At 52.2% G+C, this 12,515-nt stretch carries 13 protein-coding genes; 6 read left to right on the forward strand and 7 right to left on the reverse strand.

Annotated features, from left to right (window positions below):
• Both NR177_RS19880 and NR177_RS19885 read left to right on the forward strand, forming a co-directional pair.
• On the forward strand, nucleotides 1–357 hold the full coding sequence (locus NR177_RS19880) for a gamma-glutamylcyclotransferase (RefSeq protein ID WP_256853462.1): 357 nt from the start codon (nucleotides 1–3) through the stop codon (nucleotides 355–357).
• 332 nt (nucleotides 358–689) lie between these two features.
• Nucleotides 690–2,171, forward strand: coding sequence for a glucosyltransferase domain-containing protein (locus NR177_RS19885; protein ID WP_256853463.1), 1,482 nt, complete (start codon nucleotides 690–692; stop codon nucleotides 2,169–2,171).
• A 142-nt stretch (nucleotides 2,172–2,313) separates the two neighbouring features.
• On the opposite strand, the gene ppa is transcribed toward NR177_RS19885, so the two are convergent.
• From ppa to NR177_RS19900, 3 genes are all read right to left on the reverse strand, one after another.
• Nucleotides 2,314–2,844, reverse strand: coding sequence for an inorganic diphosphatase (gene ppa / locus NR177_RS19890; RefSeq protein ID WP_063877393.1), 531 nt, complete (start codon nucleotides 2,842–2,844; stop codon nucleotides 2,314–2,316).
• A gap of 100 nt (nucleotides 2,845–2,944) precedes the next feature.
• Nucleotides 2,945–3,394 (reverse strand): DUF441 domain-containing protein, encoded by a 450-nt coding sequence (locus NR177_RS19895; protein WP_063881038.1) that lies wholly within the window; start codon nucleotides 3,392–3,394, stop codon nucleotides 2,945–2,947.
• A 60-nt stretch (nucleotides 3,395–3,454) separates the two neighbouring features.
• Nucleotides 3,455–3,865, reverse strand: a complete 411-nt coding sequence (locus NR177_RS19900) for a lysozyme inhibitor LprI family protein (protein ID WP_109717054.1) — start codon at nucleotides 3,863–3,865, stop codon at nucleotides 3,455–3,457.
• 176 nt (nucleotides 3,866–4,041) lie between these two features.
• On the opposite strand from NR177_RS19900, the gene NR177_RS19905 reads away from it, so the two are divergent.
• Nucleotides 4,042–5,601, forward strand: a complete 1,560-nt coding sequence (locus NR177_RS19905; protein ID WP_218995868.1) for a methyl-accepting chemotaxis protein — start codon at nucleotides 4,042–4,044, stop codon at nucleotides 5,599–5,601.
• Between the two features lie 34 nt (nucleotides 5,602–5,635).
• On the opposite strand, the gene fbp is transcribed toward NR177_RS19905, so the two are convergent.
• The gene (gene fbp, locus NR177_RS19910; RefSeq protein WP_063877391.1) at nucleotides 5,636–6,643 is read right to left on the reverse strand and encodes a class 1 fructose-bisphosphatase; all 1,008 of its coding nucleotides are present in this window, start codon (nucleotides 6,641–6,643) and stop codon (nucleotides 5,636–5,638) included.
• Nucleotides 6,644–6,810: 167 nt separating this feature from the next.
• Between fbp and mpl the strand changes: the two genes are divergently transcribed.
• A complete protein-coding gene (gene mpl / locus NR177_RS19915) occupies nucleotides 6,811–8,166 on the forward strand; it encodes a UDP-N-acetylmuramate:L-alanyl-gamma-D-glutamyl-meso-diaminopimelate ligase (RefSeq protein WP_256853464.1) in 1,356 nt (451 codons plus the stop codon).
• 85 nt (nucleotides 8,167–8,251) lie between these two features.
• Here the strand turns inward: mpl and yjgA are convergent, their stop codons facing one another.
• Nucleotides 8,252–8,797 carry a ribosome biogenesis factor YjgA gene (yjgA, locus tag NR177_RS19920; protein WP_063877389.1) on the reverse strand — a complete coding sequence of 182 codons (546 nt, stop codon included), beginning with the start codon at nucleotides 8,795–8,797 and terminating at the stop codon, nucleotides 8,252–8,254.
• Between the two features lie 113 nt (nucleotides 8,798–8,910).
• Between yjgA and pmbA the strand changes: the two genes are divergently transcribed.
• Both pmbA and cybC read left to right on the forward strand, forming a co-directional pair.
• Entirely contained in the window at nucleotides 8,911–10,251 is a 1,341-nt protein-coding gene (gene pmbA / locus NR177_RS19925; RefSeq protein ID WP_063877388.1) for a metalloprotease PmbA, read from the forward strand.
• 95 nt (nucleotides 10,252–10,346) lie between these two features.
• Nucleotides 10,347–10,733, forward strand: a complete 387-nt coding sequence (gene cybC / locus NR177_RS19930) for a cytochrome b562 (RefSeq protein ID WP_063877387.1) — start codon at nucleotides 10,347–10,349, stop codon at nucleotides 10,731–10,733.
• A 37-nt stretch (nucleotides 10,734–10,770) separates the two neighbouring features.
• On the opposite strand, the gene NR177_RS19935 is transcribed toward cybC, so the two are convergent.
• Both NR177_RS19935 and NR177_RS19940 read right to left on the reverse strand, forming a co-directional pair.
• Nucleotides 10,771–11,568: a DeoR/GlpR family DNA-binding transcription regulator gene (locus NR177_RS19935; protein WP_063877386.1), complete on the reverse strand. Its 798-nt coding sequence runs from the start codon at nucleotides 11,566–11,568 to the stop codon at nucleotides 10,771–10,773.
• A gap of 34 nt (nucleotides 11,569–11,602) precedes the next feature.
• Entirely contained in the window at nucleotides 11,603–12,499 is an 897-nt protein-coding gene (locus NR177_RS19940; RefSeq protein ID WP_256853465.1) for a sugar kinase, read from the reverse strand.
• Nucleotides 12,500–12,515: the final 16 nt, after the last annotated feature.

Consider the following 12,515-nt stretch of genomic DNA (forward strand, 5'->3'; position numbering starts at 1 on the left):
ATGCGAATAATTGTCTATGGCAGTTTACGGCGCAAACAGGGAAACAGTCACTGGATGACACACGCGCAATGGTTGGGTGACCATCAGATTGAGGGCTATGAACTCTACAGTCTTGGTCACTATCCCGGCGTGGTTAATGGCGAAGGAAAGGTATATTGCGAAGTATACCGGATTGATGCCTCCATCCTCGCCGAGTTAGATGCGCTTCGTACTAAGGGTGGAGAATACAAACGGCATCTGATTCAGACGCCGTTCGGTAGCGCATGGCTTTATGTCTATCAACGTTCAGTCTCAGGACGCCAGCGTATCATGAGTGGTGACTGGCTGAAGCGTGATGAGGAGCAGGAAAGCGAATAATTCGTTGGGATAACCAACCTGTTAAGCCGAATGCGATTCAGGATAAAAGGGTTCATGATCTTCATGAACCCTTTTATCAATGCCCTCAGTCGATACTGTGTCTTCCAGGGCTCTTATGCCGAAAGGTGATGTCTTCTGTGCCATGCGCGGGTATGCAAGACAGGATTTAATCATGGCACAATGTATAAACGTTATGGGAAGAGCGGTTTGGGTTATTAATGATGCAAATACTTTTCCTGTAAGCTTGCTGGCGGGTAAACGCCTTGCATAATAGCGCCGTTATCACTAAAACTCAGCGCATGAACGCACAGACATTTCCAAAGTGAAGAGTAATGAAAAAAACAATCAATATTTATCTTGTCGCTGCCTTTTTATTTTCTTTACCGTTGTTACTTGCAAATACTTTTTATATTGATGACAACGGCAGAGCCATAACGGGCAATGCGCTCTGGGGACGAGACGGAAGACCATTAGCCGATCTGCTAATGAAAGCACTGTTCCTCAGTTCCCATGTTTCAGACATTTTTCCTTTACCGCTGATTATCACCACCGTTATTATTGCCGTGACGTTAGCCCACTACCATCGTCGCCACTTTAGCGCGTTAAAAACCTGGGTTGGGGTGTTAGCCACGCTGAGCTTTTTTGCTAATCCTTATCTGGCTGAAATAGTTTCTTATCGCTTTGACGTGCTCACCATCGGATGTGCGCTTGTGTTAAGCCTGGCATGGGTATTATTTCCTGTACAGAAGCCGGTTATCCAGTTCCTGACAGCTGTTTTTGTCCTCCTCGCCATTTATTGCCTTTATCAAATTGCTGTCAATATTGCAGTGATGATGGTCTTTGTTGCTGCATTTGGTCAGATGGTGAACAATGTGCCGCCGTTACAGATTATTCGCGGTCTTGTTCAGCGAGGTGCAGCGTTTCTGGTCGCTTCTGTTATCTACCTTAAAATCCTGTTACCCCGGACCTTCTCTGGTGAGCATGCTGCCAATCATCCCGGCATTGCAGATAACCAGCTATGGGAAACCATTTGCAACAATGCGCTGGCCTACTGGCACTTTATCGATGCGACCTTCTATAAAGATGGCAAAGGGATGGAGGTGCTGCTGACGGTTCTGGCCGTTGCTATGATATCCGCGGCGATAATCGCGTTGCGCTATGTACAACATCAACGTAGCCCGCTCCGCATTCTGGTTGCCGCGCTGGCGCTGCTATTACCTTGCGCCGCATTCCTGATTATTCCGGGCAGCCTGCTTATTTTACAGAACCCTTTGCTTGCCCCCAGAGTGATGCTGGCAGTGAGTGGGTTTATGTTATTCAGCGCAACATTACTGGCATGGGCGATGAAAGGAAAAGGGGCTTTTATAAACGTCATTGTCGCTGTTCCTTTGCTTTATGCCTTTACGGGGATATATGTATACGGTAATGCCATTCGTCAACAAGATGAAATCAATGCCGGGATTACGCATCAGTTAAAGCAGGACACCAATGCATTGTCCGTGGGAACGCTTTATATGCAGTTTAATGGGGCCGCACCTCGTTCACCTGTTTATCTCAATTCTCTAAATAATTACCCTGTGCTTAGCGCGCTGATTCCTGAATATTTCGCTAACTGGTGGTTTCCGTTTCCTTATATGGCAATAAGAGGCTTTAAGGCAACGAATCCGATACAAGACGATATCACGGTGAGCGAGAACGATTTGGTTATGGCAATGTGTCATGGCGAGCGCATTGCGCGCAATCAGGACTACGACCTGTATCAGTATCGCGATCGCTTAACTGTCGATTTCACGCGAAAGGGCTGCCAGCGTTGAGACGGTAAATACAAAGAATTAATAACGTTAAGATAAAAAAATACAGGCCCGTAGTAGGGCCTGTATTCGGTACAAAAGAAAAAGCATGTTCTCTTTTGCCCTGTACTGAAAACCGCAATCGGTCATGTCAGCACAACGGATTTTACTTCTTAGCCGCACGCTCGAAAGAAGAGATGATTTCGGCTTTTGCCGCTTCAGCGTTATCCCAGCCGTCAACCTTAACCCATTTGCCTTTTTCCAGATCTTTGTAGTGCTCAAAGAAGTGGGTGATCTGCGCACGCAGCAGTTCTGGCAGGTCGTTCACATCTTTAATGTGATCGTACTCTTTGGTGAGCTTGGTGTGCGGAACAGCAACCAGTTTGGCATCTTCACCTGACTCGTCGGTCATTTTCAACACGCCAACTGGGCGGCAACGGATGACTGAGCCTGGCTCCAGTGGGTACTGGGTTGGCACCAGCACGTCGACCGGATCACCATCCAGCGACAGGGTATGGTTGATGTAACCATAGTTGCACGGATAGAACATCGCAGTGGACATGAAGCGATCCACAAACAGGGCACCAGACTCTTTATCAACTTCATATTTGATCGGATCGGCATTGGCCGGGATCTCAATAATTACGTAGATATCTTCTGGCAGGTCTTTACCTGCTGGCACCTGGTTCAAACTCATCGGGTATTCCTTTAGTCGTCGTATGTTGAGTGTCGGTTATTATAGCCAACTGACTGTGAAAGTCCGCCCCCTTTTTGGCGTTTCAGAATGCTCCTCAACGCTATTTGGCGGTGATAAACAAGGAAACAATGCCCGCAGCAATCAGTGGCCCTACCGGGACGCCACGGAAAAACGCCACACCAATCACCGTGCCCATTAACAATCCGCCAATAACGGAAGGCTGTACGCTCATAAAACTCACGCCACGTCCGCCCAGCCAGGCGACAAAAATGCCCACCAGAATCGCCACAATCGACTGCCAGCTGGCAAAGGACTTCAGCAGGGATGACGCGGGCAGCGAACCGCTCGCCAGCGGTGCCATGACCGCCACCGTAAGAATGATAATGCCTAACGTAATGCCCTGTTTTTCCACGTAAGGAAAGAACTGTGCCAGCGGAGTCAGTTTAATGGCCAGCAGAATCAATATAGAAAGGGTCACGGCGGTGTTGTGAACAAAGTAACTCAGCACGGCAAGGCCGATTAAAATAAGCGTGGAGGCATAAGCAGCCATGATTTTTTCCTGCAGGTAAATGAAAACGTCGGCGAATAGCCAGTAACGAACTGACATTAATCAACAATCGTCGGGGTTAGCGCAACTGCCTTTGTTTAAAGATTGCAGCATCAGCGTTTGATCGCGCACCAGCGCAATGCCCTGTGTGCCGAGCGCAACGGACCCCAGCGTGCCCTGGGTGCTGAGCTGGCTGCGGCTGGCGGCCAGCCAGGCATCACGGTAGCTGAGCCAGGCCCGCTGTGCCGCACGCAATTTATCCTTGGGTTCACCGCTTAATTTTTTCATCAGTAAACCGTACTGGGTGTTCATTTCCTTATCCCAGCCTTTCATGGCGCTGTCATTACACTGCACCATTGCAAGCGTGGTGCTGGCTTTATTAAGGCACTGATTTAGATGAAGATCGATATCGGACTGCTGCGCGAATGCGCCTCCGCAGTTAACCACCAGCGCCAGTATTAACCTTCTCTTCATGCTCTTCCTCTTTGGCTTACCCACATAACCGGTCAGTTTCATTAACAGGTTAACGGTAATAGAGATGTTAATCATCTATTGACGTTAAAGTTTACCCAGGTCATTGCCGATACTTTTTCCGTTTAAGGGTTGTCGAAATTATTTCGCCTTTTACTACTCATACGGAAACGATCAAGATGAAACAGTTATCACTGCGCACGGGGTTGCTGGCGTTGCTGGCGTTCATGACACTGCTGCTGTTGGCGGTGAGTGTGATGGGCATTGTGGCAATTAATAAGGGGAATCGTTCGCTGGATGTGGTTAACCGCATTCAGGGGATTGAGTTAAACAGCTTGTATCAAAGTAATGCCGATTTAATGCGCGCACGTGCCAGTGCTGCGCTGGCAGTGCGTAAAATTGAGATTGGTTTACTGGATGAGGGAGCAAGCATCACCAAAACCGCGCAGGCGGATGTGGTGGCATCTCAACAGAATCTTAAGCGTTTTGTTGATGCCGGTACGGTGACTGCCGAAGGGAAGATTATGGCTGATGCGATTGCATCAAGCTATAAGGACTACCTTGATCAGGGCATCCTGCCGATGATGAAGGCGCTGGATAAACAGTACAACGATGAATACTACCAGTTGCTGGAAGGCAAACTGGAGCCGCTGTCAGTGAAATACAGCAATGCGGTAGAAACCTTCGGTAAAAAAGCCGATGAAATTACGCATGCGCAGTTGGCTGAAGCCCAGCGTAACGAAATCATGATGAAGGTGCTGATTGCCATCGCCGTGCTGCTGTCACTGCTGCTTCTGGTGCTGGCCTGGGTGCTGTTACGCCGTATGCTGCTGACGCCATTAAACAACGCGATTACTCACCTGGAGCAAATTGCGGCAGGCGATTTGTCTCAGGCCTTACCGCTGGCGGGCAATAATGAACTGGGCCGACTGAATAATGCGCTGGCAGGCATGCAGCACGCGCTGCGTGAATCGGTTAATCAGGTCCGTGAAGCCGGCCTGAAGATCGATATCGGCAGCCGTGAACTGGCGGCAGGCAACGTGCATCTTTCTCAACGTACGGAAGAGTCCGCTGCATCGCTGGAGCAAACGGCTGCCAGCATGGAGCAGTTGACGGCCACCGTCCGTCTCAACGCCAGCAACGCCCAACAGGCACATCAGCTGGCTAACGCCGTGTCTGAAAGTGCCGATCGCGGTGCGGAAGTGGTGAATTACGTGATGGAAAAAATGCATGAAATCACCGACAGCGCTAACCGCATCGGCGATATCCTGAGCGTGATTGACGGCATTGCTTTCCAGACCAACATCCTTGCCCTGAACGCGGCGGTTGAAGCGGCACGCGCCGGAGAACAGGGGCGCGGTTTTGCCGTCGTCGCCAACGAAGTCCGTACGCTGGCGCAACGCAGTGCCAGTGCAGCCAAAGAGATTCGTACGCTGATCAGCGACTCACAAACGCGGGTCAAAGAGGGCAGTGAAATGGCGACGCGCGCGGGCGAAACGATGGATGAGATCGCCGGTGAAGTCATGCGGGTTACGGCGCTGATGAAAGAGATTTCCATGGCCTCAGAAGAACAGAGTCGTGGTATCGATCAGGTCAATCTTGCAGTGACGCAAATGGATGAAGCAGCGCAGCAGAACGCGGCGCTGGTGGAACAGGCAACCGCCGCGACCCATTCACTGGAGTCGCAGTCAGAGCAGTTACAGGCTGCGATGGCACAATTCAGGCTACAGCAGTCGTAAACCAAAAAGGGCGCGAATATAGCGCCCTTCGTTTTTAGCCCTGACGGCAATCGGGGAACTCACCCAGGAAACGCTCCACGTCCTCTACCATGGCGGTGTTGCCACAGTAGAACGGACAACGCTGGTGCAATGTGACCGGTGGAATATCCAGAATACGGTTTTGACCATCGCTGGCTTTACCGCCAGCCTGCTCAGCCAGGAATGCCATTGGGTTGCACTCATACAGCAGGCGCAGTTTACCCTTAGGATGGCTGGCAGTGCTTGGATAGAGATAGATGCCGCCTTTCAGCAGGTTGCGGTGAAAATCCGCCACCAGAGAACCGATATAACGTGAGGTGTAAGGACGATGAGTCGCCACGTCCTCTTCCTGACAGAATTTCAGGTATTTTTTCACGCCCTGCGGGAAACGAATGTAGTTACCTTCGTTAATGGAGTAGGTGTAACCCACGTCCGGATAGGTCATACGTTCATGGCTCAGGCAGAACACACCCAAAGACGGATCGTAAGTAAACGCATGTACGCCACAACCGGTGGTGTACACCATCATGGTGGATGAGCCGTAAACCACGTAACCGGCGGCAACCTGCTTATTGCCCGGCTGCATAAAGTCGGCTTCGACAACCGGCGTACCCGGTTCGCTAACGCGACGATAGATAGAGAAAATGGTGCCGACAGAGACGTTAACATCGATGTTCGACGACCCATCAAGCGGGTCCATCAAGACGACGTATTTACCGTTTTCTTCGCCTTCAAAGATCACAAACTCATCTTCTTCTTCAGAGGCGATACCGGCAACGATGCCACGTGCTTTCAGTGCTGCTTTGAGTTTTTCATTGGCGAACAGATCCAGTTTCATCTGCTGCTCACCCTGAATATTCTCAACGCCGCTGGCACCAAGAATATCGACCAGACCGGCTTTGTTAATATCACGGTGAATAATTTTAGCGCCCAGCTTAATGGCTGAGATAAGCGCCGTCAGTTCACCTGTGGCGTGCGGAAAGTCGTGTTGCTTCTCGACGATAAATTCGCCCAACGTTTTCATAACACATTCCCTGAATCATCGATGGAGTGGCAGCGGCCTACTTAACTGCCCGTGGATGCGTACGCAGTTTAGCCGATTGAACTTTAAAAACCATAGTCCTAATCCGTTTCTTCCGTGTGCAAGCAAGGTTACACTGTGCGCCGAACTTTTGAGTTATGGACTTCGTTATGCGCATTCACATCCTTGGGATATGTGGCACTTTTATGGGCGGACTGGCCATGCTGGCCCGCTCGCTTGGCCATCAGGTGACAGGCTCAGATGCCAACGTCTATCCACCGATGAGCACCTTACTTGAGCAGCAAGGTATAGCATTAACAGAGGGTTACGACGCAAGTCAGCTTGATCCTGTACCGGACCTGGTCATTATCGGCAACGCCATGACGCGCGGGAATCCCTGTGTGGAAGCGGTGCTGGAACGTAATATTCCTTACCTCTCAGGCCCACAGTGGCTGCACGATTTTGTGCTGCGCGACCGTTGGGTGCTGGCCGTGGCGGGTACCCACGGTAAAACCACCACGGCAGGCATGGCAGCGTGGATTCTTGAGGCCTGTGGCCTGGAACCTGGCTTTATTATTGGTGGTGTGCCCGGCAACTTCGATGTTTCTGCAAAATTAGGAAAAAGCCCATTCTTTGTGATTGAGGCGGATGAATACGACTGCGCGTTTTTTGATAAGCGTTCCAAATTCGTCCATTACTGCCCCCGCACGCTGATCCTGAATAACCTGGAATTCGATCATGCCGATATTTTTGACGATTTGCGGGCGATCCAGAAACAGTTCCATCATCTGGTGCGCATTGTACCAGGCCAGGGCAAGATCCTGCTGCCAGAGCACGATCCTAATCTGAAACAGGTGATGGCAATGGGCTGCTGGAGTGAACAGGAACACGTCGGCGATGGCGGTCACTGGCAGGCGAAAAAACTGATCCCGGATGCATCACGCTGGGAAGTTCTGCTTGATGGCGAGAACGTTGGCGAAGTGAACTGGGCGCTGGTGGGCGAGCACAACATGCACAATGGCCTGATGGCCATTGCGGCAGCGCGCCACGTCGGCGTGAAGCCGGAAGACGCCAGCCAGGCGCTGGGCAGCTTTATCAATGCCCGTCGTCGCCTTGAACTGCGCGGTGAGGTAAACGGCATCAAAATTTATGATGACTTTGCCCACCATCCTACCGCGATTCTTGCCACGCTCAGCGCACTGCGCAGTAAAGTGGGCGGTACCGCGCGTATTCTGGCGGTACTGGAACCGCGTTCAAACACCATGAAAATGGGCGTGAATAAAAACGAGCTTGCGCCATCACTGGCACGCGCCGACGAAGTGTTCCTGTTCCAGCCGGGACATATTCCGTGGCAGGTGGCGGATGTTGCAGATGCCTGCATGCAGCCTGCTCACTGTAGCGCGGATATTGATACGCTGGTTGAGATGATCGCAAAAACGGCTCAGCCGGGGGATTCTGTGCTGGTCATGAGCAACGGGGGCTTTGGTGGGATTCATCAAAAGCTGCTGGATCGTCTGGATCGCTAATCGCTAGCGGATCATTTCCTCTCCCTCTGATGGGAGAAGAAAACCCTGCGGCTGGGCGTTGCTCAGCCGCAAATACCAGGAAAGGTCAGACGGTTTCTGCTAACTCACGCAGGTACTGAAAAATCTGACGGGCGGATTTCGGCGGCTTGTTGCCCGCTTTTTCCTTCTGCGCATTACGAATCATACTACGTAGCTGCTGGCGGTCCGCCTGCGGATAAAGGGCAATCACGTCCGTCATCGCCTCATCACCTTCATCAATCAGGCGATCGCGCAGCATTTCCAGTTTGTGGAACAGGGCGACCTGCTGATTATGGCGGTTCTTGAGTTTGTCGAGCGCAATGCGGATCGGCTCAACATCTATACTGCGCAACAGCTTACCGATGAGCTGTAACTGACGGCGGCGGCCTTCTTTCTTAATGCGCTGTGCCAGTTCAATCTCGTTACGTAAACGCTCATCCAGCGGGATTTTATCCAGCGAGTTTTTACCCAGGTCGACCAGTTCGGCACCCAGGCGTTTTAGCTCTTCCGCATCGCGTTTTATTTCGCTCTTACTAACCCAAATAATCTCTTCTTCGTCTTCTTCGTGATTATCGGGTACATCGTCGAGCCACTCATCAGGCTGCTTTGTCATATCTGGCTCCAAAAAAAAGAGGCTAATCCTACCAGTTTATCGGGTGACTGCGAAATTGTTCTCTGACTCTGATAGACTCAAATTATTCAACCATAAGATTAGACGGCAGGTCGATGAACGTATCAACTCAAGTTGCAGAACAGCGAAAAGCACTGGAACAGGCAATTGCACAGGCGCTTGAACTGGCAAAAGCAAGTACAGATGGCGCGGAAGTCGCGGTGAGCAAGACCACCGGTATCGGTGTGAGCACCCGCTACGGCGAAGTAGAAAACGTCGAATTCAACAGTGACGGCGCACTGGGCATCACCGTTTATCATCAAAACCGCAAAGGCAGTGCTTCATCGACCGATCTTAGCCCGGATGCGATTAAACGGACCGTGCAGGCGGCGATTGATATCGCACGTTACACGTCACCCGATCCCTTTGCCGGACCGGCGGATGCCGAGTTGCTGGCCTATCAGGCTCCGGATCTTGACCTCTATCATCCGTGGGAGATCGATGCCGATTATGCCATCAAACTGGCGGCGCAGGCAGAGCAGGCGGCGTTGCAGGCAGACAAGCGCATCACTAATACCGAAGGCGGCAGCTTTAACAGTCACGTCGGTATCAAAGTGTTCGGCAACAGCCATGGCATGTTACAGAGCTACTGCTCCAGCCGCCATTCGCTGTCCAGCTGCGTGATTGCTGAGCAGAACGGCAATATGGAGCGTGACTACGCTTACACCATTGGGCGTGCCATCGAAGATTTAAAAAGCCCTGACTGGGTTGGTGCGGAATGCGCGCGCCGGACGCTGTCGCGCCTTGCGCCACGTAAGCTCGACACCATGAAAGCGCCGGTGATCTTTGCACCCGAAGTGGCGACCGGCCTGTTTGGGCATCTGGTCGGTGCCATCAGCGGCAGCAGCGTTTATCGCAAATCCACCTTTTTGCTGGATGCCATGGGCAAACAGATTCTGCCGGAGTGGCTCACCATCCAGGAGCAGCCGCACCTGTTAAAAGGATTAGCATCGACGCCGTTTGACAGCGAAGGCGTGCGTACTGAGGCTCGCGACATCATCAAAGATGGCGTGCTGCAGACCTGGTTGATGACCAGCTATTCAGCGCGCAAGCTGGGCTTAACCAGCACCGGTCACGCGGGCGGTATTCACAACTGGCGCATCGCCGGTCAGGGACACAGCTTCAACGATCTGCTGAAGCAGATGGGAACCGGCCTGGTGGTGACCGAGTTGATGGGGCAGGGCGTGAGCGCGATCACCGGTGACTATTCACGCGGCGCGGCGGGCTTCTGGGTTGAAAACGGTGAAATCCAGTATCCGGTAAGCGAAATTACCATTGCTGGCAACTTAGGTGACATGTGGCGAAACATCGTCACCGTGGGCGATGACATCGAAACCCGCAGCAATATTCAGTGCGGCTCGGTCTTACTCCCCGAAATGTATATTGCCGGACAGTAAAATCTCTTTTAAGTTGTTTATGCGATAGCAAGCGGAGGGCATCGACCCTCCGTTTTTTTATAAAAAGCATTCCCACAATAAAAAGGAAGCTGAGCATGCGTAAAGAGCTTATGTCGTTGTTCGCTGTAGCCGTCTTATCCGTTAGCGTTACCGCCGGTGCTGCCTCTCTTGAGCACGATATGAAAGATATGTCGGGTATCTACAAGTCACTGGACGGGGCGAAAAGCGCCGATCAGCTGCACAAAATGTTAAGTGATTTGCGTGCCAAAGCCGAGGATGCCAAAAAAGGCACCCCGGATAAACTGGAAGGCAAAGCACCTGACAGCCCGGAAATGAAAGACTTCCATAAAGGCATGGATGACCTGATTGCCCAGATTGATAAAGCCGATGCACTGGCGAAGCAGGGCAAGCTGGATGAAGCCAAAGCAGAAGCGCAAAAACTGGCTGCTATCCGTAACGAAAACCACAAGAAGTTCCGCTAACGATGTTGATAACCCCGGCGCGGCCGGGGTTAGTTATTCAGGCATCCTCATCGCCGCCTGGCGTAGCCTGGATGATTTCCACCTGATGGGCTTTCAGTAAATTTTGCAGGGCCGCTGCGGGCAGTTTATCCGTAAACAGCGCGGTCGCCTGCTTTATGCTGCCCATTTCTACCGCTGCCGAGGCCTGAAACTTGGTGTGGTCTGCCGCTAACAAAATATGACGCGCGTGCGTCATCATGGTTTGTGCCACACAGGCTTCATTGACATCAAATTCCAGTAGCGCACCATCACTTTCAATCGCGCCCATGCTGGTGACCAGATAATCCGCGCGAAAACCGGCGACAAAAGCGGTGGTGACCGGGCCGATAATGCCACCGTTGTGCGGGCGCAGCGTGCCGCCCGGCACCATGACTTCAAACTGCGGGCATTTATACAGAATATGGGCAACCCGCAGGCTGTTGGTAATGATGCGCAGATGCTTGTGGTTCAACAGCGCCCGGGCAACGTGTTCAACCGTAGTGCCAATGGTGATAAATACCGTTGAGCCATCAGGAATATAGTCCGCAATCGCGTCAGCAATGGCGCGTTTTTCTTCCGTCTGCGAGACTTCCCGCTGTTCAAAAGCGGTATTCACTACGCTGGATGCACGCCCTGCGCCACCGTGATGGCGCGTGATCAATCCCTGATCGCTAAGCTTACGAATATCACGGCGTACCGTTTGTGTGGAAACGTCCAGCAGTAAGGCAAGTTCATCAATATTCATGTAGCCACGTTCGGCGATCAGCCTGAGTAAACGATCGTGGCGGGGATTACCGGTTACGTCCGTAAGGATCATGGGTTGTTCTCTAAATACCACCATGGCTCACAGTTTATACATTAACTGACATAAAAGAACAGGTCTGATCATAATCCGGAATCCCCGCGCGTCCGCCCGGCCGGGTACATTTTAGTGCGGCCACCGCGCTGGCAAAACGTACCGCCTCGGCGACTGCGCCGTTCTGTGCCAGCCTGAAGGCCAGCGCGCCATGAAAGACATCACCCGCGCCGGTGGTATCGACCACCTTCACCTCGAAAGCCGGCTGATGCTGCAGCGTGCCGGCTTCCAGCCAGACACAGCCCTGCACGCCCTGCGTCACATAGACATGACCATTTGTGAGCAGTTGTGCTTTTTTCAACGCCGCCGTTTCTCCCTCCAGACCGGTAAGACGTTGCAGACCAGGAGCTGAAAACGCCGCATGATCGCTTAACGCCACCAGGTCACCAATGTCCTGCGGGGTGACATCCCCATCCAGAATCGTTGGGACGCCCTGTTGACGTGCCAGGGTAAATGCGCGCCTGGCGCCCTGATGCCAGCGAACATCTGCCAGCACGGCATCCCATTGAGAAAAGTCGATTTTTGTTAACCAGTCTGCGCATTCCGGCAAGTCCGGGCTAGGGTAGTTGGCAATCATGCGTTCCCCTTCGGCATCCACAAGAATCGCAGATTGCGAAGAGCGGGCGGCTTCATAAATCTTTGTATAGCGGGTGTTTACGCCGTACTGATTTAATTCAGACAGCAGCCTTTTACCGGTGTCGTCGTCACCCACGCGACCAATAAAATCCACCTCTGCGCCCAGCTTTGCGGCAGCAACCGCCGCGGTGGCCGCCGGACCGCCGCCCACTTCCCGATAGTTGTTTGCCACATATTTTCCGCCCTGATGCGGCAACGTATCCAGATACCAAATGCGATCTAATACGGCGATCCCTACACAAGCAATACGTGTCATGACCCTTCCTCCCTTT

This window comes from Pantoea sp. Fr+CA_20, assembly GCF_024520835.1.
In the GTDB taxonomy this organism is placed as follows: domain Bacteria; phylum Pseudomonadota; class Gammaproteobacteria; order Enterobacterales; family Enterobacteriaceae; genus Pantoea; species Pantoea allii.